This is a genomic window from Streptomyces sp. NPDC048288, from assembly GCF_043201555.1.
Classification (GTDB): Bacteria; Actinomycetota; Actinomycetes; order Streptomycetales; family Streptomycetaceae; genus Streptomyces.
This window is the reverse complement of sequence record NZ_JBICZD010000004.1, coordinates 404200-429616: the sequence shown is the minus strand read 5'-3', so window position 1 is coordinate 429616 and position 25417 is coordinate 404200. Positions and strand designations below refer to the sequence as shown.

Annotated in this window: 19 protein-coding genes; 10 read left to right on the top strand and 9 right to left on the bottom strand. The window is 73.5% G+C overall.

From position 1 onward, the window contains the following. Positions 1–5 precede the first annotated feature (5 nt). Both ACGFZS_RS17380 and ACGFZS_RS17375 read left to right on the top strand, forming a co-directional pair. Complete coding sequence (locus ACGFZS_RS17380; RefSeq protein ID WP_393795781.1) at positions 6–1175, top strand: lactate 2-monooxygenase; 1170 nt, start codon at positions 6–8, stop codon at positions 1173–1175. Next, positions 1172–2167 (top strand): 2-hydroxyacid dehydrogenase, encoded by a 996-nt coding sequence (locus ACGFZS_RS17375; protein ID WP_393795780.1) that lies wholly within the window; start codon positions 1172–1174, stop codon positions 2165–2167. The genes ACGFZS_RS17380 and ACGFZS_RS17375 overlap by 4 nt, the downstream gene beginning before the upstream one ends. Here the strand turns inward: ACGFZS_RS17375 and ACGFZS_RS17370 are convergent. The 3 genes from ACGFZS_RS17370 to ACGFZS_RS17360 all read right to left on the bottom strand — a co-directional run bounded on the left by ACGFZS_RS17370 (position 2164) and on the right by ACGFZS_RS17360 (position 4881). After that, a complete protein-coding gene (locus ACGFZS_RS17370) occupies positions 2164–3795 on the bottom strand; it encodes an RICIN domain-containing protein (protein WP_393795779.1) in 1632 nt (543 codons plus the stop codon). The genes ACGFZS_RS17375 and ACGFZS_RS17370 overlap by 4 nt on opposite strands. A gap of 465 nt (positions 3796–4260) precedes the next feature. Then, positions 4261–4638: a toxin Doc gene (locus ACGFZS_RS17365; protein WP_359225082.1), complete on the bottom strand. Its 378-nt coding sequence runs from the start codon at positions 4636–4638 to the stop codon at positions 4261–4263. A gap of 3 nt (positions 4639–4641) precedes the next feature. Beyond that, the gene (locus ACGFZS_RS17360; RefSeq protein ID WP_355709416.1) at positions 4642–4881 is read right to left on the bottom strand and encodes a hypothetical protein; all 240 of its coding nucleotides are present in this window, start codon (positions 4879–4881) and stop codon (positions 4642–4644) included. 168 nt (positions 4882–5049) lie between these two features. Here ACGFZS_RS17360 and ACGFZS_RS17355 point away from each other — a divergent pair, with 168 nt between their 5' ends. Together ACGFZS_RS17355 and ACGFZS_RS17350 are read left to right on the top strand one after the other, a co-directional pair. Next, a complete protein-coding gene (locus ACGFZS_RS17355) occupies positions 5050–5538 on the top strand; it encodes a methylated-DNA--[protein]-cysteine S-methyltransferase (protein WP_393795778.1) in 489 nt (162 codons plus the stop codon). 46 nt (positions 5539–5584) lie between these two features. Further along, a complete protein-coding gene (locus ACGFZS_RS17350) occupies positions 5585–6325 on the top strand; it encodes a 2OG-Fe(II) oxygenase (RefSeq protein WP_393796023.1) in 741 nt (246 codons plus the stop codon). A gap of 190 nt (positions 6326–6515) precedes the next feature. Here ACGFZS_RS17350 and ACGFZS_RS17345 read toward each other — a convergent pair whose 3' ends face one another. Next, positions 6516–9617 carry a glycoside hydrolase family 2 TIM barrel-domain containing protein gene (locus ACGFZS_RS17345; RefSeq protein ID WP_393795777.1) on the bottom strand — a complete coding sequence of 1034 codons (3102 nt, stop codon included), beginning with the start codon at positions 9615–9617 and terminating at the stop codon, positions 6516–6518. Positions 9618–9890: 273 nt separating this feature from the next. Here ACGFZS_RS17345 and ACGFZS_RS17340 point away from each other — a divergent pair, with 273 nt between their 5' ends. Then, positions 9891–12269, top strand: a complete 2379-nt coding sequence (locus tag ACGFZS_RS17340) for a SpoIIE family protein phosphatase (RefSeq protein WP_393795776.1) — start codon at positions 9891–9893, stop codon at positions 12267–12269. Here ACGFZS_RS17340 and helR read toward each other — a convergent pair. The 3 genes from helR to ACGFZS_RS17325 form a co-directional block, all read right to left on the bottom strand. Further along, positions 12266–14437: an RNA polymerase recycling motor ATPase HelR gene (helR, locus tag ACGFZS_RS17335; protein WP_393795775.1), complete on the bottom strand. Its 2172-nt coding sequence runs from the start codon at positions 14435–14437 to the stop codon at positions 12266–12268. The two genes, ACGFZS_RS17340 and helR, sit on opposite strands and share 4 nt — an antisense overlap. A 268-nt stretch (positions 14438–14705) precedes the next feature. Beyond that, entirely contained in the window at positions 14706–15908 is a 1203-nt protein-coding gene (locus ACGFZS_RS17330; RefSeq protein WP_393795774.1) for a glycosyltransferase, read from the bottom strand. A 171-nt stretch (positions 15909–16079) separates the two neighbouring features. Beyond that, entirely contained in the window at positions 16080–16628 is a 549-nt protein-coding gene (locus ACGFZS_RS17325) for a sigma-70 family RNA polymerase sigma factor (RefSeq protein WP_355709403.1), read from the bottom strand. A 46-nt stretch (positions 16629–16674) separates the two neighbouring features. Here ACGFZS_RS17325 and ACGFZS_RS17320 point away from each other — a divergent pair, with 46 nt between their 5' ends. From ACGFZS_RS17320 to ACGFZS_RS17300, 5 genes are all read left to right on the top strand, one after another. Beyond that, complete coding sequence (locus tag ACGFZS_RS17320) at positions 16675–18075, top strand: serine/threonine-protein kinase (protein WP_393795773.1); 1401 nt, start codon at positions 16675–16677, stop codon at positions 18073–18075. A 125-nt stretch (positions 18076–18200) separates the two neighbouring features. After that, complete coding sequence (locus ACGFZS_RS17315; RefSeq protein ID WP_393795772.1) at positions 18201–18908, top strand: DUF4232 domain-containing protein; 708 nt, start codon at positions 18201–18203, stop codon at positions 18906–18908. A 192-nt stretch (positions 18909–19100) separates the two neighbouring features. Then, entirely contained in the window at positions 19101–20345 is a 1245-nt protein-coding gene (locus ACGFZS_RS17310) for a hypothetical protein (RefSeq protein WP_393795771.1), read from the top strand. A gap of 59 nt (positions 20346–20404) precedes the next feature. Next, positions 20405–21664, top strand: coding sequence for an arsenic transporter (locus tag ACGFZS_RS17305; protein ID WP_365695018.1), 1260 nt, complete (start codon positions 20405–20407; stop codon positions 21662–21664). Positions 21665–21680: 16 nt separating this feature from the next. Next, positions 21681–22172, top strand: coding sequence for a universal stress protein (locus ACGFZS_RS17300; protein ID WP_393795770.1), 492 nt, complete (start codon positions 21681–21683; stop codon positions 22170–22172). A gap of 12 nt (positions 22173–22184) precedes the next feature. Here ACGFZS_RS17300 and ACGFZS_RS17295 read toward each other — a convergent pair whose 3' ends face one another. Together ACGFZS_RS17295 and ACGFZS_RS17290 are read right to left on the bottom strand one after the other, a co-directional pair. Beyond that, positions 22185–24032 (bottom strand): RICIN domain-containing protein, encoded by a 1848-nt coding sequence (locus ACGFZS_RS17295; RefSeq protein WP_393795769.1) that lies wholly within the window; start codon positions 24030–24032, stop codon positions 22185–22187. Positions 24033–24488: 456 nt separating this feature from the next. Further along, positions 24489–25376 carry a helix-turn-helix domain-containing protein gene (locus ACGFZS_RS17290; protein ID WP_393795768.1) on the bottom strand — a complete coding sequence of 296 codons (888 nt, stop codon included), beginning with the start codon at positions 25374–25376 and terminating at the stop codon, positions 24489–24491. Positions 25377–25417: the final 41 nt, after the last annotated feature.

Sequence of the window (25417 nt, the reverse complement as noted above, 5' to 3'; positions counted from 1 at the left end):
GGCGGATGGCCAAGCACTGGGCGGACTTCCAGTACGAGATCTATCTCAACGGGATGACGGGCGCGGTACCGCGGCTGCCCACCGATCTGACCCGCCTGGAGGAGCTGACCGAGCGGCGGCTCGGGCCCGGCCCGGTGGGCTATGTGGCGGGCGGCGCCGGCGACGGCGGCACGATGCGCGCCAACCGGTCCGCCCTGGAGCGGCGCCGCATCGTGCCGCGCATGCTGCGGGACGTCGGGGAGCGGGACCTGGCGGTGGAGGTGCTGGGCCGCGCGCTGCCGGCCCCGTTGGCGCTGGCGCCCGTCGGCGTGCTGTCGATCATGCACCCGGACGCCGAGTCCGCCGCCGCCCGGGCCGCCGCCGCGCACGGCGTGCCGTTCGTCCTCTCGTCCGCCTCCAGCACGCCGATGGAGGAGGTGGCGGAGGCGATGGGGGACGCGGAGCGGTGGTTCCAGCTGTACTGGGGCCGGGACCGCGAGGTGACGAGGAGCTTTCTCGGGCGGGCGCGGGCGGCCGGGTTCTCGGTGCTGGTGGTCACGCTCGACACGCCGTTGCTGTCCTGGCGCCCGCGCGATCTCGACCAGGCGTATCTGCCGTTCCTCAACGGGGTGGGCACCGCCAACTACTTCACCGACCCGGCGTTCCGGGCAGGGCTCGCCAAGCCGGTGCACGAGGACCCCAACGCGGCCGTGCTGCACTTCCTCGGCCTGTTCGGGAACCCGAGCCACACCTGGCCGGACCTGGCCTTCCTGCGGGAGCACTGGGACGGGCCGATCGTCCTGAAGGGCGTGTTGCACCCGGACGACGCCCGACTCGCCGTCGACGCCGGGATGGACGGGGTCGTGGTGTCCAACCACGGCGGCCGGCAGGTGGCCGGTTCGGTGGCCGCGGCCGACGCGCTGCCCCGGGTCGCCGCGGCGGTGGGCGACCGGCTGACCGTGCTGTTCGACAGCGGGGTGCGCACCGGGGACGACGTGTTCAAGGCGCTCGCGCTGGGGGCGAAGGCGGTCCTGCTGGGGCGGCCGTACGTCTACGGGCTCGGCCTCGACGGACAGGCCGGCGTGGACCATGTGATCCGCTCGCTGCTCGCCGAGTTCGACCTCACCCTCGCCCTGTCCGGACACTCCACCCCTGCCGCGATCACCGCGGCGGACCTGATCGAGGAGTCCGCGTGACCGCCCCGAAGAACGTCCTCGCCGTCATCCCGCCGCACGTCGGCGGCCGGGCGGCCGGTGCCGGGATGGCGTCCCTGTTCCCCGCCGACGCGAAGGTCACCGTCGTCGAGTCGGCCGGTGAGGACCCGGCGGCGCTGCGGGCGGCACGCGTCGTGATCACCGCGCTCGCCCCGGTGACCGCCGAACACCTGGCCGCCGCGCCGGAGCTGGAGCTGGTGCAGTGCGCGAGCCACGGCTTCGACTACGTCGACACGGAGGCGGCGCGGGCGCAGGGCGTGTCCGTGTGCACGATCGGCTCCAGCGGGGCCGAGGCGCAGAACGTGGCCGAGCAGACCTTCGCGCTGATGCTGGCCCTGGCCAAGCAACTGGTCCCCGCGCACCAGGCGTTGGCCGAGGGCGACTGGGCGCTCCCCCGGCTGCAGCGCTCGCTCACGGAGCTGTCCGGCAAGACGCTGGGCATCGTGGGGCTCGGCCAGATCGGGCAGCAGGTCGCCCGGCGGGCGGCGGCCTTCGACATGACCGTCCTGTACACGCAGCGCCGGCGAGCGTCCGAGGAGACGGAGGAGCGGTACGGGGGTGCGCGGTACGTCCCGCTGGAGGAGCTGCTGGCCGCCGCGGACTATGTGACATTGCACTGCCCCCTCACCCCCGAGACCCGCCACCTCCTCGGCTCCGAGCGCCTCGCCCTCCTGAGGCCGACCGCGTTCGTGGTCAACACGGCCCGGGGTGCGCTCATCGACCAGGAGGCCCTGGCCGACGCGCTGGAGAAGGGCACCCTGGCCGGGGCGGGCCTGGACGTCTTCGACCCCGAACCGCCCACCCCGGCCCTGCGGTTGCTGCGCGCCCCCCACGTGGTCCTGTCACCCCACGTCGGGGGCGTCACCCGGGAGACCCTGATCCGGATCGCGCTGGCCGCCGTCCAGAACGTCCTGGACTTCCTGGCGGGCAGCGCACCCCGCGACATCGTGAACGGGGCCCCGGCCCGGACCTAGTTCCCGGACAGTTCCGCCGGCTGGGCCGACGGGCCGCCGGTCCCGGCGATGGAGAAGGAGCCGGTGCTCTGGGACGGGGTCGGCGCGTCGGTCAGCCAGCGCTGGCCGCTGGAGTGGTCGCGGACCTTGACGACGACGTCGGCGTCGGGGTCCACCCCGGCCGTGGCGAGGGCGAGGGTCTCGTCCCAGCGGGGCAGCAACTCGCCCTGGACGGTGAGGTCGTAGCGCACGTCCTGACCGCGCTCGGCGTCGGCCGCGGCGCAGGTACCGAGGATGACCACCCCGCCGTCGGCGTGCGAGTCCAGGCACAGGTCGTGATCGGCCGCGCTGCGCACCTCGCCGTCGCTCTCGTACGTCCACAGCTGGGTCCCGGACGTCGAGCACACGGCGAGGACGACGCTCGCCCCGGCCCGCGGCGCGCCCTTGATGTCCAGGCAGAGCTGGGCGGCCTCGTTGCGCAGCCGGGTCTGGTGGTCGGCGGTGGGCAGCCGGGCCGTGCCGGAGGTGGGCGTCACGTCCGGGTCGGTGTCGCCGGGGATCTGGCCGGCGGTCGCGACGGCGTCGCTGCCGTCGCCGCCGCCCGAGAGCGCGCTGACCGCGAGCACGGAGGTCAGCAGTCCCGCGCCGGCGACGCCGACGCTGGTGAGCAGGGTCTTGGAGGACCAGGAGCCGGGCGGGCGGCGCACCTGCACGGGGATCCGGGCCAGGATCCGCGTCCGGGCGGTGGCGCGCCGGCGCCCGCCTCCGGAGCGCCGCGAGGAGGAGCGGGTACGCGGGGTGTCGGGCTCGGCGCCCTTGCGTCCCGGGCGCGAGTCGAGGTAGCGGCGGGCTCCCCAGCCGAGCACCGCTTCGACGAGCAGCACCCCCAGACCGCCCTCGACGAGACCGAGTTGTTCGGCGGCGGCCCGGCAGTAGGGGCACTCCGCGAGATGCTCCTGGACGTCCGGGAGCAGGGCGCCGCCGCGGCGGAGCGGAACGTCCAGCAGCCGGTTGTAGTAGCGGCACTCGGTGGACGGCGCGAGGTCCCGGTGGGCGCGGACACAGCCCTCGCGGAATTTCTCCCGGGCGTCTTCGAGAGCGGCCGATGCGGTTGCCGTGTCCATGCCCAACAGACCGGCGGGTACGGTTATGGGTTCGGCCTCGACCTCGGTGTGCCACAGCAGACTCTGGGCGAGCGCCGGAAGGCCCAGGAATGAACGCTCCGCGAGGGCGCGGTTTTCCGGTGCCATGGGCTTCGTGGCACGCATGCCACGGCCGCCGGCCGGCTTCCCGAGGTCGGGGAGAACCTCCGCTATTCGGTCCTCCGCGGACCAGTTGGCGACCGTGTCCCGGACCGTGACCAGCAGTCGGGGCCGCAGCGCGTCGGCGGTCTCGCCGAGGGTCACCCGGTCGAGGACCTGGTGGAAGGCCGCGGCCGCGACCATGTGGGAGACGGGACCGGAGGCCGCGAGGCAGATGACCGCGTACTCCTGCACGGGACGCCAGTGCCGGGCCATGAGCAGCGCGGCGGACCGGGAGGCCTCGATGTCGGATCCGGCTCGCAGCGGGGCGGCGAGGGACTCGTCGGACTCCCCCGCACCACCGCCCGGCGGCGGATAGGGAGGGCGAGGCGGGTGGGGGGTGGGCACTGAGCGGATTCCTTTGGTGCGTGTGGTGCGCACCTTTTTCGGTGCGCTTGCGGAGAGCGGAAATTCGCCGAGACGGTGTCGGTCTCGTTCCCCAACTGCCGAATAGGCCCCGGCCATTCCCCCCGCGTGGATGATTCACCCTCGCACAAGTCTCACACAAGCAACAAGGCGCCCGTACAACATCGACAGCATTGACAGAATGTCAGAAAGGCGGGTGCCGCCATTGTCCGGTCACGGCCGTATTCACTTTCCGCACACCCCGTGTGAACAGCGCGCACACTCCGGCCCCCCGCGCACGCTCCCGGCCCGGCTGCCCGAGGAGTCCACTGATGTCCGGCCCTCCTCGCAAGGCCCCGCACGGAAAGGCGGCTCTTCCGCGCGAAACAGGCCGCCGGCCCCGTTCCTCCCGCCCTCGGCCGGCGGCCTTCGAGGGCGGTGGCGGCTCTCCCCGCACGTCCGGGCGGGTCAGAGCTGCCAGGAACGGAGCCGGTCCGCCGCGGCGTAGACGTCCGCCTTGCCGCTCATCAGGTCGCGGGCGAGGTCGACCAGGGCGCCGTACGGCGGGTCGATGCCGGCGCCGCTGACGAACATGTAGGCCACGGCGGTCGCGCAGGCGAACCGGGCGTTGGCCGCGGGCAGCGGCTTGAGCAGGGCGAGGGTGTGCAGCAGCGCGGCGGCCCGCCAGGCCGGGTCGGAGTCCACGCCGAGCCGGGGCGGGTCGACCCGGTGCCGGGCGACGGCGGCGACCAGCGCGGAGAAGTCGTTCACCGTGGGCTGGTCCGGCAGCACTTCCTCGTGGCGCTGGAGCAGCCACGGCACGTCGATATGGATGACCGGCGGCATCACTCAGGCGGCCTCGCCCTTCGTGGGCGGCTCGTCGTCGGGGAACGCGGCCGCGAACTCGGCGGCGTGGGCCGCGAAGAAGCGGCGGAACTCCTCCGCCCCCTCCTGCAGCGCCCGGTGCCGGGCGATGTCGGCGGCGGCCGCCTCCCGCACGAGGGCCTTCATGGACGTACCGCGCTCCTTGGCGATCTGCCGGAGATCCTCTAGCTCGCGGTCGCTGAACTCCACGTTGAGAGCTGGCATGCCCTTCACGGTACCGCGCGGGTACTTACCCGTAAATATCCGCAGGTCAAGACCGACCCAGTGAGGTACCTCCGGCGGTCGAGCACCGCGTCCGTTTTCCGCCGGTCGGGCCGCCCGTCCGGCGTCACACTCGATCTCACGACGTCATGGAGGAGCGAGGAGGATCCCATGGACGTGTCCACCGTGTACGACAGCCCGCTGGGCGAACTGCGGCTGACCGGCGAGGAGACACCCGGCGGTGTCGTCCTCACCGCCCTGTCGCTCACCGGACAGCCGATCAGGCCGGCCGACCGCGCCGACCGGCTCTTCACCGAGGCGTCGCGGCAGCTGGACGCCTACTTCGCCGGCCGGCTCACCCGCTTCGACCTTCCGTGCGCCGCCCGCGGCACGGACTTCCAGCAGAGCGTGTGGCGGGCGCTGGACGACATCCCGTACGGCACCACCACGACGTACGGCGAACTGGCCGCCCTGCTGGGCGTGGAGCGGGCCGAGATCCGGGCGGTGGGCGCGGCGGTCGGCGCCAATCCCCTGCTCCTGATCCGCCCCTGCCACCGGGTGATCGGCGCCGACGGCTCGATGCGCGGCTACGCGGGCGGGGTCGAGAACAAGGTACGGCTGCTCACCCACGAGGGCGCGCTGCAGCCGATGCTCGGCTGAGGAAGGAGGAAAGGAGGAAGGGAGCACCGTCATGATCCGCACCGCCATGCCCCTCACGCCCGCCGTTCCCCTCACGCCCGCCGAGGCCCGCCGCCGGGTGGCCGGTACCGACTGGGCCGCGCTCGCCGCCGAACTGGACGAGCACGGCTGCGCGCCGACCGCTCCCCTGCTCGGCCCCGAGGAGTGCCGCGAACTGGCCGCCCGCTACGAGGAACCGGAGCTGTTCCGCACCACGGTGGACCTGGCCCGGCACCGGTTCGGCTCGGGCGAGTACCGCTACTTCACCCACGACCTGCCCGGGCCGGTGGCCGCGCTGCGCGCCGCGCTGTACCCCCGGCTGCTGCCGATCGCCCGGGACTGGGCGGCCCGGCTGGACCGCCCGGCCCCGTGGCCCGACGCCCTGGACGCGTGGCTGGCGCGCTGCCACGCGGCAGGCCAGGACCGCTCCGCCCAGATCCTGCTGAGCTACGGCCCCGGCGACTGGAACGCCCTGCACCGGGACGTCTTCGGCGACCTGGTCTTCCCGCTCCAGGTGGTGATCGGCCTCGACGCGTACGGCGAGGACTACACGGGCGGCGAGTTCCTGATGGTCGAACAGCGCCCCCGCGCCCAGTCCCGGGGCACGGCCACACCGCTCCGGCAGGGCCACGGCCTGGTGTTCACCACCCGCGACCACCCCGTGCGCACCCGGCGCGGCTGGTCGGCCGGAGCGGTGCGGCACGGGGTGAGCACCGTCCGCACCGGCCGCCGCCGCACCCTGGGACTGGTCTTCCACGACGCGTCCTAGCCGCGCCCCTGGTCCGCCGCGAAGGACGCCGTCCAGGCCAGGGCGGCGTTCCGGTCGACGGCCGTCTGGTTGGTGGACCAGGACTGGATGTCGGCCGCCGGTCCGGGCGGGACCGGCGGCCGTCGCCCGTCCCGCCCGTCCCGCCGGATTGCTGGGGTCGCTCGGACCGCTCGGACCTCTCGGGCCGTCGTCAGATGTCGAGCCGGCTGATCCGCACCGCCCCCGAGGTCTCCCCGGGGTGGGCGCTGGTCAGGGTGAGCCGGATCCGGGAGCCGCGGGCCGGGGTGAACGTGATGACGGTCGGGCTGTCCGAGGCGGTGGCCCAGTCCACCGCCGTACCGTCCACGGCCCGGTAGGCCTTCCCGTCCCAGACCGCCACCTCGACCGCCGCGGGCAGCGCGTGGGTCGCGTCCACGGTGAAGGAGACGTCCACCCGGTCGACGGTGCGGTCGCGCCCGAAGTCGACCGACACCCAGTCCTCGGCCCGGGCCCCGCCGAACGCGGGCAGCAGGGCGGTGGCCGACTTGGCGAAGGCGTTGGACCAGCCGGTCGCCGGGTCGCCGTCGAGCACGGCGGCGGGCGGGGTGTCCTCGCGGCCGGAGTAACTGGCGTCCGCGTGGGGGTAGTTCGGGGGAACCGGGTAGTCCGGGCCGAAGTCCGGGGCGGGGGTGCTCGCCACGGCTCGGGCGCGGGTGGTGTGCACGGTGACGGTGTCCTTGCGCAGGCCGTCCGCCCGCGCGGTCACCTTGAGGGCGCCCGGCTTCGTGCCGGAGCGCACGATGGCGAGTGCCTTGCCGTGGAAGGCGGTTCGGGTGCTGGCCTGGTAGCGCTCGGCGCTCTCCTCACGCCCGTTGTCGAGCCCGGCGAGCGAGCCGCCGGTCACGCCGAAGGAGAGGAGGTGCTCGGCGTCGGGCACCACCACGCCGTGCGCGTCGACGATCTCGGCGGTCACGAAGACCAGTGAACGCCCGTCGGCGGCGAGGGAGTCGCGGTCGGCGGTGAGCCGCACGGCACGGGGTTCGCCCGCGGTGCGCAGGACGTCGGTGGCGACCACCTTGCCGTCCCGCCGGGCCACCGCCTTCAACTCACCGGGCCGGTACGGCACTTGCCAGGTCAGGTGGAGCTTGCCCGCGCTGCCGTTGGGGCTGGTGTAGCTGCCGGGGTAGGGGCCGGTGGTGAAGGTCTTGTCGTCGCCGGTGGCCTCGGTGGTCTCCAGATAGGTGCGGCCGTCGGTGGTCGTCTTGGTGTCGAACTCCCTGGTGCCCAGCGACTTTCCGTCGAGGAACAGCTCGACGGAGGGCACGTTGGCGTAGGCCCACACCTCGACGGTGTCCCCCTCCTCGTGGTTCCAGGTCATCGGCACCAGGTGCACCATCGGCTCGTCCACCCACTGGCTGCGGAAGAGGTGGTACATGTCCTTGGGGAAGCCGGCCGTGTCGACCGCGCCGAAGAAGGACGACTTGACCGGGAAGACGTCGTACGGCGTCGGCTCGCCGATGTAGTCGATGCCCGACCAGAGGAACTGGCCCGCGAACCACTTCCGGTCCCGGTCCTTCTTGTGGCCGTACTCGCCGCTCATCGTCCACGAGGCCAGGTTGTTGTCGTAGGAGGAGGTCGCGCGGCGGCCCGGGGTGTGGTTCTCGCCCGTGTTGAGGTGTTCCGGCTCCTGGTACGTGCCGCGGGTGGAGGTCTCCGAGGAGGACTCGGACTCGAAGAGGAACAGGTGCGGGTAGGCCGCGTGCAGCGCGTCCACGGACTTGGCGGTGTTGTAGTTGAGGCCCAGACCGTCGAGCTTGGCCAGCATCAGGTCGGCGGCGGAGCCCTTCTTCGGCACAGCGCGGTACTTGTCGGAGCCGATGACCAGGGGGCGGGTGTCGTCGGCGGCCCTGATGGCGGCGATGATCCGGTCGGCCATGGCGAGGCCCGCGGTGGAGGTGGAGTCGGGGATCTCGTTGCCGATGGACCACAGGACCACGGCGGGCGAGTTGCGGGCGGCGAGGACCATCTCGGTGGCGTCGCTCTCGCACCACTCGTCGAAGAACCGGCCGTAGTCGTACTTGGTCTTGCCGGTCCGCCAGCAGTCGAAGGCCTCCACCATCATCACGATGCCCAGTTCCTCGCAGACCTCGATCATCTGCGGCGAGGGCGGGTTGTGCGAGGTGCGGAAGGCGTTGACGCCCATCGACTTCATGACGGTCATCTGTCGGCGGACCGCGTCGGCGCTGATCGCCGAGCCGAGGGCGCCCTGGTCGTGGTGGAGGTCGACGCCCTTGATCTTGGCGGGGACGCCGTTGAGGGAGAAGCCCTCGTCCGGGTCGAAGCGGTAGGTCCGGATGCCGAAGACCGTGCGGCAGGCGTCGGTGGTGGTGCCGGCGACGCGGAGTTCGGTGTGCAGGGTGTAGCGGTGCGGGTCGGTGAAGTCCCACAACCTCGGTCTGTCGACGGTCAGTTCATGGGTCTCGGCGGTCTCGCCGGAGCCGCTGACGGTGACCGTGGAGGACGTCCGGGCGACCGTGCGGCCGTCGGGTCCCGCGATCCGGGAGACGACCGTGACGTCCGCGCCCGTGCCGGAGGCGTCGACGACGGCCGTCCGCACCCGGACCACCGCCCGCTCGGCGGTGATGTCCGGCGTGGTGACGTACGTCCCCCGGCGCGCCACGTGCACGGGCTCGGTGACCACCAGCCGGGCCTCGCGGTAGATGCCGCTGCCCGAGTACCAGCGGCTGCTGGGCAGCTGGTTCTGCACCTTGACCGCGAGGACGTTCTCGGTGCTGCCGTCCGTGTGCAGCAGGTCGGTGAGGTCGAGGGCGAAGCCGGTGTAGCCGTAGGGGTGACGGCCCACCTGGGTGCCGTTGCAGTAGACGTACGAGTCCATGTAGACGCCGTCGAACTCCACCGAGATCCGCTTGCCGGCGTAGCCGGGCGGCAGGGTGAAGGCGAGCCGGTACCAGCCGAGGCCGCCCGGGAAGAAGCCGGTGCCGCTGGTGGTGCCGTGGTCGGTGGTGGGGGTCTGCTCGATGCTCCAGTCGTGCGGTACGGCGACCTGCCGCCAGGCCGAGTCGTCGTACCCGGGGTCGGCGGCGTCCGCGTAGCCGCCGGTCGGGTCGGTGATCCCGCCCGGGTTGACCAGCGCGAACCGCCAGCCGTCCCGCAGGGCGACCGTGCGGCGGCCGGTGACCTGCGGGGACGTACCCGTCTCCGGGACCGCCCAGGCGCCCGGGGCGCCCAGCAGGGCGCCGGCCGTCGGGGCTGCCGTGGCGGCTGCCAGAACCGATCTGCGTGTGACCGTCATGGTGCGGCTCTCCCTCATCAGGGCCCAGAACTACTCACAACTGATCGTGAACAAACAGATTCTGACGGTGTGCCATGTGCGCCCGTCAAGACTCCGGTACCGTATGGACACCCCTTTCGTCCCGTCGGCCGGTTCCCGTTCGGCTCTTCGGACCGGACGCGGTCCCAGCCGTTCGGCCGCACCCGGGTTGCCGTTCACAGCAGGGCCGGACGCACTAGGCTGAACAGCAGTGGTGCACCTGTTGACGCTGAGTGTGCGCTTGGGAGTGGCGAGATGAGCCGGGTCTATCCGTTCGACGATGCGGCGACGGCCCGGGCTGTCATCGACGAGAACGGCACGCTGGTCGAGTGGAACGAGGGCGCGCGACGGCTCCTCGGCCACCCGGCCCACGAGGTCGTGGGCCGGCCCGCCGCACTCCTGCTGGCCGGGGACACCGCACCGCCCGTCCCCGCCGGCTCCCGCTGGGACGGCACCCTCGAACTCCGCCGCCGGGACGGCCGTAGCCTCCCGGTCTGGCTGCTGGCGCACCACCGCACGGCCCAGGACGGGCGGCCCAGCCACTGGCTGGTGGTCTCGCCGCTGGACGGCGGCGGCCCGGCCGTCCCACAGGACCCGCTGGCCACGGCCGCGCTGACGCAGTCGCCGTGCGCCATCGCGGTCTACGACCACCAGCTCAGGCTGCGCCGGGTGAACGACGCGATGGCCGACGTCATCGGGCTGCCCGAGGAGCGGATCCAGGGGCTGCGGATCGCCGAGATCGGCGGCCAGCCGCAGAGCGCGGAGCTGGAACGGAACATGCTCCGGGTACTGACCTCGGGCCGCCCGCTGGACGTCCAGACGTACATGCGCACCGGCGGCGAGGAGCGGGCGCACGCCTGGCTGGCCCGGATGGCGCCGATCACCGACGCCTCGGGGCAGGTGCGGGGCGTGAGCCTGGCCGCCCACGACTTCACCGAGAACTACCTGGCCCGGGAGCGGCTCCAGCTGGTCAACGAGGCGAGCGTGCGCATCGGCACCACCCTCGACGTCACCCGTACGGCCCAGGAGCTGGCGGACGTCTGCGTGCCCGCGCTGGCCGACTTCGTCACCGTCGACCTGCTGGACCCGCCGGAGGACGGCGGCGAGCTCCCGGGACGGCTGACGGCACCGGTCACCCTGCGCCGTATCGCGCACCAGTCCGTGCTGCCCGGGGTGCCCGAGGCGGTGGTGAAGCCGGAGCACACCGAGGTCTACCCCGCCTCCTCCGCGCAGGCCGACTCGCTCATCGCGGGGCGGACCATCCTGGCCTCGATGCCGTCCACCGACATCGGGCAGTGGGTGCGCTGGAACCCGGCGCGCGCGGAGCGGGTACGCGAGTTCGGTATCCACTCCACGATGTCCGTGCCGATCCAGGCGCGCGGGGTGACCCTGGGGGTCGCGGTGCTGAGCCGGCACCGGCGGATCGACCCGTTCAGCCCGGACGACGTGCTGCTGGCGGAGGAGATCACGGCCCGGGCCGCCGTCTGCGTCGACAACGCCCGCCGCTACTCGCGCGAGCGGGAGACCGCCCTGGCCCTGCAGCGCAGCCTGCTGCCCCGGACGCTGCCGCGCACCGCCGCCCTGCACGCCGCCTCCCGCTATCTGCCGGCGGCCCGGGCCGGGGTGGGCGGCGACTGGTTCGACGTGATCCCGCTGTCGGGGCTGCGGGTCGCCATGGTCGTCGGGGACGTCGTCGGGCACGGGGTGCAGGCCTCGGCCACCATGGGCCGGCTGCGCACCGCCGTGCGCACCCTGGCCGACATCGACCTGGCCCCGGACGAGCTGCTCACCCACCTCGACGACCTGGTGGTCCGGCTGTCGGAGGAGCGCGGCGGCGAGGGCAGCCCGGGCGAGGTCGGCGCGACCTGCCTGTACGCGGTCTACGACCCGGTGTCCCGGCGCTGCACCCTGGCCCGCGCCGGCCATCCGCCGCCCGTCCTGCTGCGCCCGGGCCACCGCCTGCACGAGGTGGACCTGCCCGCCGGTCCCCCGCTGGGCCTGGGCGGGCTGCCCTTCGAGTCCACCGAGATCGAGCTGCCCGAGGGCTCGGTGCTGGCGATGTTCACGGACGGGCTGGTCAACTCACGCCACCGGGACCCGGACACCGCCCGCCGGCTCCTGCACGAGGCGCTGGCGGCCTACAGCGACTCCCTGGACGAGACCTGCGACCGGATCCTGCACGCCCTGCTGCCGCCCGGTGGCGCGGCCGACGACGTGGCCCTGCTGCTGGCCCGTACCCGGGTCCTGCCGCCGTCCCGGGTGGCGACCTGGGACGTCCCCGCCGACCCCGCGCTGGTCGCGCCGATCCGCAAGCAGGTCGTGGAGCAGCTGGACGAGTGGGGTCTGAGCCTGGCCGCCTTCACGGCGGAGCTGGTGGTCAGCGAGCTGGTCACCAACGCCATCCGCTACGGCGCCCACCCCATCCGGCTCCGGCTGATCCACGACACCACCACCCTCATCTGCGAGGTCTCCGACACCAACCACACCGCCCCGCACCTGCGCCGGGCCAAGACCTGGGACGAGGGCGGCCGCGGCCTGCTGCTGGTGGCCCAGCTGACCCAGCGCTGGGGCAGCCGGCACACGCCCGAGGGCAAGACGATCTGGGCCGAGCTGTCCCTCGCGGAGGCGGACTAGCCGCTGGTCAGGACGACGAGCTGCCGGGTCGCCCGGGTCATGGCCACATACCGGTCGACCCCGCCCTCGACGCCCTCGCCGAAGTCCTGCGGGTCGACGAGGACCACCAGGTCGAATTCGAGTCCCTTCGACAGTTCCGGGGTCAGCGAGCGGACCCGGGGCGTCGGTGCGAAGGCGGGGTCGCCGATCACACAGGCGATGCCTTCGGTGTGCGCGGCGAGCCAGCCGTCGAGGAACGGCCGCAGCTCGGCGACCGAGCCGTGCAGGACGGGCAGGCCGCCGGCGCGGATCGAGGTCGGCACGTTGGCGTCCGGCAGCACGGCCCGGATGACCGGCTCGGCCTCCGCCATGATCTCTTCCGGGGTGCGGTAGTTGACGGTGAGCGAGGCCAGGGTGATCCGGTCCAGCCCGATCCGCTCCAGCCGCTCCCGCCAGCTCTCGGGGAACCCGTGCCGGGCCTGGGCGCGGTCCCCGACGATGGTGAAGCTGCGGGACGGGCAGCGCGGCAGCAGCATCTGCCACTCCGCGTCGGTCAGTTCCTGCGCCTCGTCGACGACGATGTGCGCGAACGGGCCGGCGAGGAGGTCCGGGGTGACGGCGCCCAGTTCGGACTCGTCGACCAGGCTGACCTCGGCGTCCGCCCCGCGCAGCATCCGCACCAGGCCCTCGCCCTCGTCCCCGTCGGCGCCGGAGTCGGCGACGGCCCCGATCAGGTTGTCGACGACCTGCGCCATCCGCTCGCGCTGGGCGGCGAGGACGGCCGCCTGGCGCTGTCCGCGCCGGGCCGCCTCCGGGTCGCCGAGCCGCTGCCGGGCCGCGTCCAGGAGCGGCAGGTCGGACACCGTCCAGGCCTGAGCGTCCGCGCGCTGCAGCGTGCGGACCTCGTCGCGGTCGAGCCAGGGGGCGCACATCCGCAGATAGGCGGGCACCGACCACAGGTCTCCGACCAGGTCGGTCGCCTCCAGCAGCGGCCACGCCCCGTGCAGGGTGCCGACCAGCTCCCGGTTCCGCAGCAGGGACCGGCGGAACTGCTCGGGGGTGACGTCGTCGCCGTCGTACCTGTCCAGCAGGATGGCGGTCAGCTCGTCCCAGATCTGGTCCCGGGCCTCGTTGTGGGGGGTGCCCGGAGCCGGGGCCCGGAACGCGTCGGCCCAGTCGTCGGCGCTCAGCCGGAAGGTGGCCCATTCGGTGCCGACGGTCATGGCCTCGGCGGGCGGCTCCTCGTAGAAGCGGACGGCGGTGTCGATCGCCCGCACCAGCTCCGCGGAGGACTTCAGCCGGGCCACGTCCGGGTCGGCCTCGGGCCCGGCGTCGGCCCCCTCGTCCACGAGGTCGCGCAGGACGCAGGTCTGCACGCCCTCCTCGCCGAGGCTGGGCAGGACGTCGGAGACGTAGTTCAGGTACGGCCGGTGCGGGCCGACGAACAGCACTCCGCCCCGGCGGTGGCCCAGGCGGGGGTCGGAGTACAGCAGGTGGGCGGTGCGGTGCAGGGCGACGACCGTCTTGCCGGTGCCCGGGCCGCCGTCGACGACCAGGGCGCCCCGGGAGCCGGCGCGGATGATGGCGTCCTGGTCGGCCTGGATCGTGGCGAGCACGTCGCGCATCCGCTCCGACCTGTCGGCGCCGAGGCTGGCGACGAAGGCGGACTGGTCGTCGAGCGCCGCGTGCCCTTCCAGGGCGTCGGCGGTGAACACCTCGTCCCAGTAGTCGCCGATCCGGCCGTCCGTCCAGCGGTACCGGCGGCGGCTGCGCAGGCCCATCGGGTCGGCGCGGGTCGCGGCGAAGAAGGGTTCGGCCGCGGGTGACCGCCAGTCGAGCAGCAGCCGGCGGCCCTCGCTGTCGGTGAGGCCGAGGCGGCCGACGTACACGGGCTCGGGGGCGTCCGTGCCGACCATGCGGCCCAGACAGAGGTCCAGGCCGAAGCGGCGCAGGGTGCGCAGCCGTCCGGTCAGCCGGTGCACCTCGATGTCCCGGTCCATCGCCGCCCTGCCCGTGCCGCCGGGCGCCCTCAGCTCGGCGTCGAGGCGGTCGGACAGCTCGGCGATCGTCTCGTCGAGACAGCGCGCGATGGCGCCGAAGTGCCGCTCGTCGTCGGCGATCAGGGCGGGGGTGGCCTTGGCGGAGAGGCGGTCGGGGAGGTTGAAGGCGTGGGTGGTGAGGGGCGTCAATGCATTAACTCCGTGGGGAGGCCGGGGGGTTCGCGGTGGGTTGCGGTGCGTGGTGGGGTGCGGGGTCCGTTGTGGCTGGTCGCGCAGTTCCCCGCGCCCCTAGAAGGGCGCTGCCCTTACGGGGCTTCACCGTGGCCGTCGGGCCGGATTCGTAGTGGGTTGCGTTGTGTGGAGGAGTGCGGGCTCGTCGTGGCTGGTCGCGCCGTTCCCCGCGCCCCTAAAGGGGCGCTGCCCTTACGGGGTTTCACAGGGGCCGTCGGGCCGGGCTTCACTCACCGGCGAGGAGCAGCTGGGCAGCGGTCGTCGCGCCGTCGGTGCGGATGGTGGTGGACACGGTGGTCGCGCGGGTGTGGGTTTCGGGGGTGAGGGCGGTGGTGAGTGGGGGTGAGAGGGAGTCGAGGGTGGGGGTGGGGCCGAGGTGGGCGGCGCCGATGCCGAGGGTGGCGACGCGGGTGGCCCAGTGGGGCTGGTCGACGATCTGGGGGACGATCACCTGGGGGGTACCGGCCACGGCGGCGGTGGTCGTGGTGCCGGCGCCTCCGTGGTGGACGACGGCGGCCACCCGGGGGAAGAGTGCCTGGTGGTTGACCTCGCCGATGGCGAAGCAGTCGTCGTGGTCGTCGGTCGGGGCGAGGTCGGCCCAGCCGCGGCCGACGAGCACGCGCCGGCCCTGGGCGCGGACCGCCTCGACGGCGACCCGGGCGGCGTCGGGCGCGCCGCGCATCGCCATGCTGCCGAAGCCGACGTACACGGGTGGTGTGCCCGCCTCCAGGAACGCCAGCAGGTCGGCCGGGAGCGGGCGTTCGTCCGGCAGGAGCCATGCGCCGGTCTGCAGGAGGTCGAGATCGGTCAGGTGCTGCCAGGGGGCGAGGACCGGGTCGGCCGCGAGCCATGGGCGGCCGGTGAGGACGTGGTCGCGGACGTTGGTCACCGGTGGCAGGCCGAGCGCGGTCCGGTGGGTGTTGAGGGCCTCGCCGTAGAGCGCGTTCACCCGCTCGGCGTCCACCTTCCAGAGTGTGCGCAGGTCGGCGTCGGGCGGTGCGGGGCGGCCCGGACGGCCCGCAGGGGGGAAGTGCGAGGAGGGCAGTCCGAACGGATGGAAGAAGGCCGGGACGTAGCGGATGCCGAGTTTCTCGGCGACCGAGCGGGCGCCGGCCGGCATCAGGCCGGTCGCCACCAGCGCGTCGCAGCCCTCGGCCGCCGGGGCGACCGTCTCGAAGTGCGCGGCGACCAGCTCGGGCGCGAGCTTGAAGGCGTCCTCGGGCGAGGGGTTCGGCCGGGTCACCAGCGCCCGCACGGACGGCCCGAACGGCACGTGCTCCGCACCGGCCCGGGCCAGCAGCTCCGCGTACTCCTCGTCGGGCGGCGCGCAGACCCGTACCCCGGCGCCGCGTTCCCGCAGCGCCCGCGCGAGCCCGGCCAGCGGTTCGACGTCCCCGCGCGACCCGTATCCCATCAACAGCACACGCATGTGGCACATCCCCCAAATACCGCGGTTCCTGGCTTCGGCCTGCGATTCTGCGGGACGAGGGGGGCCTTGCCGCAAGCCCCCCAGTGCGCTATAAGTTGAGAGTGGCAAGGAGTGGACGAACTCCTTGCCTCATGTGTTTCCCGGGCCGCCGATGCGCGGCCATCGGTGTTTCTACGGCGCGCTCAGCCAGGGCCGGACCTGCTTGCGGGCCTCGTGCAGCCGGGACTTCAGCGTCCCCAGCGGAATCCCCACCCGCTCGGCGACCTCGGCGTAGTCCAGCTGGCAGATGTCCCGGTAGACCAGCGGCGCGACCAGCTGCGGGTGCTCCCGCTCCAGGCGGTCCAGCGCCTCCAGCAGATCGATCCGGGAGCCCGCGATCACGCTGGTCGTGCGCGGGTCGACGTGCTCGGCGGGTTCGATGGTGGCCGGCTGCTCGGCCGCCCGCCGCTTCAGGTCCCGGTACTTCTGCCGGGAGCAGTTGGCGACGACCGTGTAGAGCCAGGTGCTGAAGCGGCTGCGGCCCTCGAAGGTGGAGATCTTCCGGGAGACCTGGAGGAGCACGTCCTGGGCCGCTTCCTCGGCGTCCTCCCGGCACGGCAGGAACCGGCCGCAGCGCCGTACGACGTCGGGCCAGACCTCGGACAGGAGCTGGTTCAGGGCCACCTGATCGCCGGCGGCGGCCCGCCGGGCGAGGTCTTCGGTCAGCGCGGCGTCCGGCACGGGAGGTCCCCCTCGAAGTCGATCTCAGGCCAGGCATGATAGTCGTATGCAACCCCTTGAGCGGATCGGCCGCTATCGCCTCGAACGGCGCCTGGGCACCGGCGCCTTCGGAACGGTCTGGCTCGCCCATGACGACCAGCTGGACGCCCCGGTCGCGGTGAAGGTGCTCGCCGACAACTGGTCCCACCGGCTCGACATCCACGACCGGTTCCTGTCCGAGGCGCGGCTGCTGCGGCGGGCCGACTCCAAGCGGGTGGTGCAGGTCTACGACATCGGCGAACTCCCGGACGGGCGGCCGTACTTCGTGATGGAGTACGCCGACGCGGGCACCCTCGCCGATGTGCTGGCCGACGGTCCGCTGCCGGTCGTGGACGCGCTGCGGCTGACCGCGCTGGCGGCGCGCGGCGCGGCGGACCTGCACGGGGCGGGGATCGTGCACCGGGACATCAAGCCGACCAATGTGCTGCTGCGCACCGCGCAGGACGGCACCCGGCGGGTGCTCCTCGCCGACCTGGGGCTGGCGAAGAGCCTGGCGCAGGCTTCGGGGCTGACGCTGGCGGCCGGTTCGGCGGGGTACCAGCCGCCGGAGCAGGCCCGGCCGGGTGAGGGCATCGACGCCCGTGCCGACGTGTACGCGCTGGGCGCGGTGGGCTACGAGCTGGTCACCGGGACGGTGCCGGGGGCACCCGGGGAGATCGTCCGGCCGGAGCGGCTGCGCCCCGACCTCGGGGACGATGTGCAGCGGGCGCTGCTGCGGGCCCTGGAGCCGGACCGGCAGCGGCGCTGGCCGTCCGCGCAGGCCTTCGCGGACGAGCTGGACCGGCTGGCCGCGGTCGCGGCGGCGCGCCGGCCGCGGCGGCTGGACCGGGTCCGCAGGCGGCTCAACGTGGTCACGCTGACGGTCGCCGCGGTCCTGGCGGCCGGCGGCACGGCCCTCGCGGTGACGCTGGTCGACCGGCACGGATCGGCGTCGGCCGACGGGACCCGGGTCGCCGACTCCACCGGGCGGGTGGTGGCGCGGGTGCCGTCCGGGTGGGCGGGCGAGCTGCGGAACTCCGGCTGGAACCCGCAGGCGCTGGGGCTGGCGTCCGGACACGAGCCCGGTCTCGAGGTCGCCGACGACGTGTCCGAGTGGCAGGACCTGACGGCCGCGGTGAACGGCGTGTTCATCGGGGTGAGCGAGCACGGCGACGTCACCGCCAAGGTGAACGCCCTGTCCCACTCGGGATGCCACTACGACGGCAGCCGCGCGTTCACGAGTGACGACTGGAAGGGCCGGATCCGCACCTGGACCGACTGTTCCGGCGCGGGCGGCTCGATCCAGGAGGCGGCCCTGACCCCGGCCGGCGGGGACAGCCAGCCTCAGGTGTACGCGCAGGTACGGCAGAAGGGTGCCGTCGACAAGGCGGCCACGGACGGCATACTCCGGTCCCTTCGGGTCACCTGACCCGATGAATTTCGGCGCGTCCGCGAACTTTTCCGCCGCTCATCGCATCGGATGAGAGTGACGGCGCACGGAGCGCCTCGGGCAGGCCCGGCGGGCGTGCCCTGACATCAGGAGTGTGGAGAGACATGGCGCACACGTCCCAGTCCTTGCGGCGCGGGGCGGCCCTGCTCGTGAGCACGGTCGCCGCCCTGGGCCTCCTGACCGCCTGCGGCGACGGCGGTCAGGGCAAGTCCCCGGAGTCGGTGTCGGGCACGGCCGCGCCCGCGACCGGCAACTCGGCGAGTACGGACACCTCGGGCACCGCTTCGGTCCCGTCCGGCAGCGACTCCTCACCGGCGTCGGGCACCGGCGGCGCCACGACGGGCGGCGCCTCGACGACCGGTTCCACCGCGACGACGGCCGCCGCGGCGGGCAGTCGCTGCCACACCTCGGAGCTGAGCGCCTCGGTGGGCGGCAACAACCCGGGGGCCGGCCAGGAGAACTTCCCGATCGTGCTCACCAACAAGTCGGGCGCCACCTGCACCGTGCGCGGCTACCCGGGCGCCGCCTTCGTGGACTCCTCCGGCACCCAGCTCGGTCCCGACCCGAAGCGCGAGTCCGGCGGCACCGCCGGGACGGTCACCCTCAAGCCGGGCCAGAGCGCCTGGGCGGGGCTGACCTTCTCCAACCCGGAGATCAGCGGCGCCAAGACCGCGACCCCGGCCGCCCTGCTGGTGACCCCGCCGGACGAGCGGGACTCGCTGAAGGTCACCTGGACGGGCGGCGTGGTCCCGGTGTCCGGGAACGCCTCCTCGGTACGGCTGACCGTGTTCAGCGCCGGTACCGGCGCCTGACCCTTCCCCGAGCCGAACCCCGCTGCCGACTCCCCCGGGCAGCGGGGTTCTTCATGTCCGGAGCACAACTGTCACAGACGTGCAACACGCGCCGCCGGACCCGATCTTTTCCGCCGGACCCGGCATCGAACCCGTCGACCACGCAACAGGAAGGCTCCGCCAGGGGCCGGGACGACGGAATCGGGGACGGACATGAGCGGTATCTCTCGCAGGCGGGTGCTGACGGCGGGCGCGGCGGCGGGGGCCCTGGGCGCCCTCTCCGCGTGCTCCCACGGCAGCTTGACGCTGGGCGGCGGCAGTTCGGCCGACGGCGGCAAGGGCAGCGCCGTACCGGCCAGGCCGCTGAAGCTGATCGGCGACGGCTCCACCGCGGACACCGGCGCGCAGCCGCACCAGCCGAAGGCCGCCCGGATGGCGCCCGGCAGCAAGCCGCCGCAGTTCGTGGTGTTCTCCTGGGACGGCGCGGGCGAGCTCAGCAACCAGCTGTTCTCCCGCTTCCGCAAGGTGGCCGCCGACCACGGCGCGAAGATGACGTTCTTCCTGTCCGGCATCTACACGCTGCCCGAGTCCAAGAAGGACCTCTACCACCCGCCGCAGCACCAGGTCGGCGCCTCGGCGATCGGCTACCTCTCCGACCGGCACATCCACGCCACGCTCCAGCAGGTGCGCGCCGCCTGGCTGGAGGGCCACGAGATAGGCACCCACTTCAACGGCCACTTCTGCGGCTCCGACGGTGTGCGCAACTGGTCCCCCGCCGAGTGGCGCAGCGAGATCGACCAGGCCATGGACTTCGTCACCCGGTGGAAGACGAACACCGGCTTCACCGACCTGGAGCCGCTGCCCTTCGACTACCGCAAGGAGCTGATCGGGGGCCGCACCCCGTGCCTGGAGGGCCAGGCCAACCTGCTGCCCACCGCCGCCGCGCTCGGCTGGAAGTACGACGCCTCCTCCCCCGGCGGCCTGCAGATCTGGCCCGGAAAGGTGCAGGGCAACCGCATCTGGGACTTCCCCCTGCAGTCCATACCCTTCCCCGGGCACTCCTTCCAGGTCCTGTCGATGGACTACAACATGATGTACAACCAGTCCGCCGGAAACCCGCTGGGCGACAAGACCCAGTACGACGCCTGGCGCACCCAGGCCCGGGACAGCTACCTGGCCGGCTTCGAGCGGGCGTACTCCACCAACCGGGCGCCGTTCTTCATCGGCAACCACTTCGAGCGCTGGAACGGCGGCATCTACATGGACGCCGTCGAGGAGGCGATCGGCAAGATGGCCGAGCACGACGACGTGCGCTTCGTGTCCTTCAAGCAGCTGGTGGCGTGGCTGGAGGCGCAGGACCCGGCGGTGCTGCGCACGCTGCGTACGCTGAACCCCGGGCAGGAGCCGGCGGGCGGCTGGGGAGAGTTCCTCGGCGCGGCGGGTACCCCGGCCTCGTAGTCGCGCCGGTCTGCTTTCATGGGCGGACCGCACTTGATCACGCCTCTGAGGAACGCGCCCTGAACACCCCGCTCGCCGAGACCCTGTCCGTCCTCCTGCTCGCCGCCGTGCTCGCCTGGGCCGTGATCCGGCCGCGCGGCTGGCCGGAGGCGGTGCTGGCCGTGCCGGCGGCGGGGGTGGTGATCGCCACCGGCGCGATCTCCCTCGACCACGCCCGGGCGGAGGCCGAACAGCTGGGACCGGTGGTCGGCTTTCTCGCCGCCGTCCTGGTGCTCGCCCACTTCTGCGACGTGGAGGGGCTGTTCCAGGCCTGCGGGGCGTGGATGGCCCGCTGGTCGGGCGGGCGGCCGGTGCGGCTGCTGACCGCGGTGTTCGCGCTGGCCTCGGTGATCACGGCCGTACTGAGCCTGGACGCCACGGTGGTGCTGCTGACGCCGGTGGTGTTCGCGACAGCGGCCCGGTCCGGGGTGCGGGCGAAACCGCATGTGTACGCCTGCACGCATCTGTCGAACACCGCCTCGCTGCTGCTGCCGGTGTCCAATCTGACGAACCTGCTGGCGTTCGCGGCGAGCGGGCTGAGCTTCACCCGGTTCGCGGCGCTGATGGTGCTGCCCTGGCTGGTGGCGATCGGCGCCGAGTACCTGGTGTTCCGGCGGTTCTTCGCCCGGGACCTGTCCTCGGCGGCCCCGGGCGCGAAGGACACCGGCGAGCCGCCCGAGCTGCCGCTGTTCGCCCTGGTCACGGTGGGCTGCACGCTGGCCGGGTTCGTGCTCACCTCGGCGGTCGGGATCGATCCGGCGTGGGCCGCCTGCGCGGGGGCGCTGGTCATGGCCGGGCGGGCGCTGGTAAGGCGGCAGGCGACCGCGCTGTCGGTCGTGAAGGCGGCCGCGCCCGCGTTCCTGGCGTTCGTGCTCGCGCTGGGGATCGTGGTGCGGGCGGTCGTCGACAACGGGCTCGCCGACGCGCTCGGGAAGGTGCTGCCGAGCGGGACCGGACTGCCCGCGCTGCTGGGGATCGCCGCGCTCGCCGCCGTACTGGCGAACATCGTCAACAACCTGCCGGCGGTGCTGGTGCTGCTGCCGCTGGCCGCGCCGGCCGGTCCCGGTGCGGTGCTGGCCGTGCTGCTCGGGGTGAACATCGGCCCGAACCTCACCTACGCCGGTTCCCTCGCGACGCTGCTGTGGCGCAGGATCGTGCACCAGCACGACCACGGCGTGGACCTCGGCGAGTTCACCCGGCTGGGGCTCCTCGCCGTGCCGACCGCCCTGTGCGGCGCGGTGGTGGCACTGTGGGGGGCGCTCCAGGTGGTCGGGATCTAGACGGGAGGCCATGGGCATGCGGGTGATCGTCTGGCTGGTCGAGGGGACCTGGCCCGCCTGTGTGGACGCGGCGCGCGGCCGGGCGCGGGACGCGTCCGAGGTGGTGCTGCTGCATGTGGCCGAGCCGGGGGTGGCGGGGCTCGCGCACGGGGCGTTCGCCGGACTGCTCGGCCGGGCGGGTTCGGAACCGGACCCGGAGCGGCGGCTGGTGGAGCTGGGCGATACGTCGGCGGCGGAGCTGCTCGACGCGGCCGCGGCGCGGCTGGGCCGGCCGTGCACCCGGGTGGAGCGGACCGGACGCGTCGAGCGGGAGGTGGTGGCCGCCGCCGAGGGGGCCGGTCTGCTGGTCGTGGCCCGGGACGGCGACCGGTCCCGGCTCGGGCCGCACAGCTTGGGCAAGGCGGCGCGGTTCGTCGTGGACCACGCGCCCTGCCCGGTGCTGCTGGTGTGGCCGGAGGGGGCGCCGGACCTGACGACGATCCCGCCCCCGCCGCCGCACCGTCACTGAGCGCGCGTCGGCTCAGCGGCCGTGGTGGCCGCCGCCGTCGTACCCTCCGCCCCAGCCGCCGCCGTAACCGCCGCCGTACTGGCCGCCGCTGCCGTAGCAGTAGCCCGGGTAGGCCTCGCACGGGTTGTAGCTGGGGGTGCTGGACGGGGTCGGATCGGCGGTCGTCGTCGACGCCGACGGGGTGGGCGTCGGGGTCGTGGCCGGCGCGGACTTGGTCGTGGGGGTGGACGCGGCCGGGGTCGGTGTCGGGCTGGTCTCGGCGTCCCAGTTGACGATCTGCATCTGCAGGTCGGGCTGGGAGGTGTCCATCACCCAGCGCTGCGCGGCGACGGTCGCCCGGGTCTTGACGACCAGGGCGCCGCCGCCGTCGGTGGCGGCCGGGGCGAGCGCCAGGTCCTGGTCCCAGCGGGGCACCAGGGCGCCCTGGAGGGTGAAGTCGTAGCGGATGCTCCGGCCGGCCGACCCGGTGGCGCCCGTGCACGGGGCCAGCTGGACGGAGTAGCCGAGGTGCGAGTCGAGGCACAGACCGGGGTCGGCGCCGTTGCGCAGCACTCCGTCGCTCTCGTACGTCCACTGCTGGCTGGCGACCGAGGAGCACTCGGCGAGTTCGGTCTCGGCGCCCTTGACGGCCTTCTTGCCGACCACACCGATGCACAGGCCCGAGGCGATGTTGTGCAGCCGTCCGCGCAGGGTGCCCTGGGTGGTCTGGCTGGTGCCGATCCAGGACGGGCCCGAGGTGGACCGGCCCGCGCCGGGCGTGGCGGACGGCTTGGCGGTGGCGGAGGAGCCGCCGCCGTCGCCGGAGCCGAGCACCGACCACAGCACCAGCGGCAGCACGACCAGACCGCTCACGGTGCCCACGGCCACGGTGAGGTTGCGGCGGCGCACCCGGCGGGCGGCCCGCTGCTTGGCGCGGCGGGAGGCGGCGGGGTGCACCTCCAGGTCCTTGCCCGGCCGGGCGGCCGTCGGCGCGAAGGCCTCGCCGCCCAGGAGCCCGCGGGCGGGTGCGGCCCGGTGTTCGGCGGGCTCCTGGGCGAGGCCGACCCGGTACTCCAGATAGGCGCGGGCGCCCCAGCCGAGCACGGCCTCGGCGAGGGCGAGGCCGAGGCCGCCGTTGAACTGCTGGAGCTGGTCGGCGGTGTACCGGCAGTGCTTGCAGGTGTTCAGGTGCTGCTGGAGGTCCCGGTCGACGTCGATCCCGCCGCGCCGGAAGGTCACGTCGATCATCCGGACGTAGCGCTGGCACTCGTCCTCGTGGGCGAGTTCGCGGTGCACCTGGAGGCACTCCTCGCGCAGCCGCTCACGGGCCCGGCGCAGTTCGACCCGCGCGTCCTGCTCGTCGAGGCCGAGCAGCCCGGCGGGCGTCGACAGGGGCTCGGACTCGACCTCGGTGTGCCACAGCACGGCGCGCGCGGACTGGGTCAGCCGCTGGAAGGCCCGGGAGAGCAGTCGCCGGTTCGCGGGCGGCAGCAGCCGGGAGGCGGCCCGCTCGCCTTTTCCGGCGCGGAGTTCGGGGTGCAGGAGTTCACCGCGGCCGTCGTTGTCCCATTCGGCGGCGATACGCCGGACGGTGACCAGGAGTTGGGGACGCCAGGCGGCGGTGGGGCCGGCCTGGCGAAGGGATTCACCGAAGAGACGGGTGAATGCGGCGGTGGTGAGCATTCCCGCGCCGCGCGTGCTGTCGGTGCACAAACGGGCATAGGCGAAGGCCGCTTCCCAGTGCCGGTCGAGGAGTTCTCCGACCGGGTGCAGCGCGGGCGCGGTGCCCGTCCACTGCTTGAGCTCGGCGCTGAGCTGCTCGTCGGTGACGTCGAACGGCCGGTCGGGGGTAGGGGAATTCCCCAGGCCTGCGTCATTCACGGCGGCATTCCTTCCATCCGCAACGCGGGATTCGGTCCATACCATCTGGTATGTGACCGGTATGCGACCCGGCCGACGCCAAGATCGGATGGGCTTGTTGGGGGTTCGGTGCTCCGGCGTCCGCCGTCGGCAGCTCTTTTGAAGCGTGGGGGGTGAACGGGAGCGACCTCGCGCATGCGGGGCGAAAAACAATGGCCCGCACGCCGACACGGCACACCTTTGCACAGGCCAGCAGGGCAGAACAAGGGATCTCGGGGTTTTGCGCATTGCCCGGCGGTTGCGTTATTTTGACGAAACGTCAATGAGCGAGTCCGCGCTTTGTCGCCGTATCGACATCGCAATTGGCGCGGGGATTCAGAACCGGCCGCCCCGGCCTCGGCACCAACCATTGAACCACGGCCCGACCTGCGCGTCCCGTCCGGCCGACCGCCTCCCCCGAACCAATAGCCTTCGCCATTAAGGGCGTTCTCCCGATCGGTAGGCGCCGGGCGGGACACCGTAGCTTTCGCGGAAAACCCGGTTGAAGTGGAACGGGCTGGGAAATCCGGACGCGGCGGCGACCCGCTCCACGGTCAGGTCGGTGCTCTCCAGCAGCCGCGCGGCGTGTCGCAGCCGCGCCTCGCGCAGCGCGCGCATCGGCGGCACGCCGGTCTGCCGGGTGAAGAGGTGGGCGAACCGGGACGGCGACAGCGCGACACGCGCGGCGAGCGAGCCGACGGTGTGCGGGGCGCCGGGGTCGGCGGCGATCAGTTCCTCTGCGCGGCGCACCCGGTCGTCCGGCCCCGGCGGGGTCCGGCGGGCGCCGGCCGTCGCGAGCAGGACGACCTCCTCCAGTGCGCACAGGGCGAGTTCGCGTGCCGCGCTGCCGTGCGCCACGGCGACCGGGTCGTCGCCGGGTGCCGGGACGGGCGGCGCGCCGGTGCCGGTCCAGCGGGAGTCGGCGAGCATGCGGTGGAACGCGGCCTCGATCCGGCCGTGCGTGCCGCCCGGGGCGGCGACGGCGTACACCCCGTCCCCGAGGGCGCCCGGGCCCAGCCACGCGGCCCAGGCCGGACGCGCCTGGCAGTGCGCCCACCAGAACCGCCAGCGGCCGGCGCCGGGCGCGAGCGCGTAGCCGTGCGCGACACCCGGGGCGAGGACCACGAGGTCGCCGGGCGTGGCATGGGTGCGGGCGGCGCCCTGCCGCAGCAGGCCGCGGCCCTCGGTGGTCCAGGTGAACAGCCAACTGCCCGACCCCTGGGGGCGGTTGACCCCGTAGCCGGGGCCCTGGTCGTACCGGCCGGTGACGACCATGCCCGGCGGCGGGGCGGGGGCAGCGCTCTCGGGCAGTCCGTCAGTGGTCATGGGCATCCTCTCCCCCGGTGCGTCGGCCTAGCGTGACAGGC

Bases quoted from the DNA above. Each gene is read 5' to 3' on its own strand.
- ACGFZS_RS17380 (WP_393795781.1), top strand. From the start codon at position 6: ATGGCCAAGCACTGGGCGGACTTCCAGTACGAGATCTATCTCAACGGG.
- ACGFZS_RS17365 (WP_359225082.1), bottom strand. From the start codon at position 4,638: ATGCCGCCGGTCATCCATATCGACGTGCCGTGGCTGCTCCAGCGCCAC.
- ACGFZS_RS17360 (WP_355709416.1), bottom strand. From the start codon at position 4,881: ATGCCAGCTCTCAACGTGGAGTTCAGCGACCGCGAGCTAGAGGATCTC.
- ACGFZS_RS17355 (WP_393795778.1), top strand. From the start codon at position 5,050: ATGGACGTGTCCACCGTGTACGACAGCCCGCTGGGCGAACTGCGGCTG.
- ACGFZS_RS17350 (WP_393796023.1), top strand. From the start codon at position 5,585: ATGCCCCTCACGCCCGCCGTTCCCCTCACGCCCGCCGAGGCCCGCCGC.
- ACGFZS_RS17345 (WP_393795777.1), bottom strand. From the start codon at position 9,617: ATGACGGTCACACGCAGATCGGTTCTGGCAGCCGCCACGGCAGCCCCG.
- ACGFZS_RS17340 (WP_393795776.1), top strand. From the start codon at position 9,891: ATGAGCCGGGTCTATCCGTTCGACGATGCGGCGACGGCCCGGGCTGTC.
- ACGFZS_RS17330 (WP_393795774.1), bottom strand. From the start codon at position 15,908: ATGCGTGTGCTGTTGATGGGATACGGGTCGCGCGGGGACGTCGAACCG.
- ACGFZS_RS17320 (WP_393795773.1), top strand. From the start codon at position 16,675: ATGCAACCCCTTGAGCGGATCGGCCGCTATCGCCTCGAACGGCGCCTG.
- ACGFZS_RS17315 (WP_393795772.1), top strand. From the start codon at position 18,201: ATGGCGCACACGTCCCAGTCCTTGCGGCGCGGGGCGGCCCTGCTCGTG.
- ACGFZS_RS17310 (WP_393795771.1), top strand. From the start codon at position 19,101: ATGAGCGGTATCTCTCGCAGGCGGGTGCTGACGGCGGGCGCGGCGGCG.
- ACGFZS_RS17300 (WP_393795770.1), top strand. From the start codon at position 21,681: ATGCGGGTGATCGTCTGGCTGGTCGAGGGGACCTGGCCCGCCTGTGTG.
- ACGFZS_RS17290 (WP_393795768.1), bottom strand. From the start codon at position 25,376: ATGACCACTGACGGACTGCCCGAGAGCGCTGCCCCCGCCCCGCCGCCG.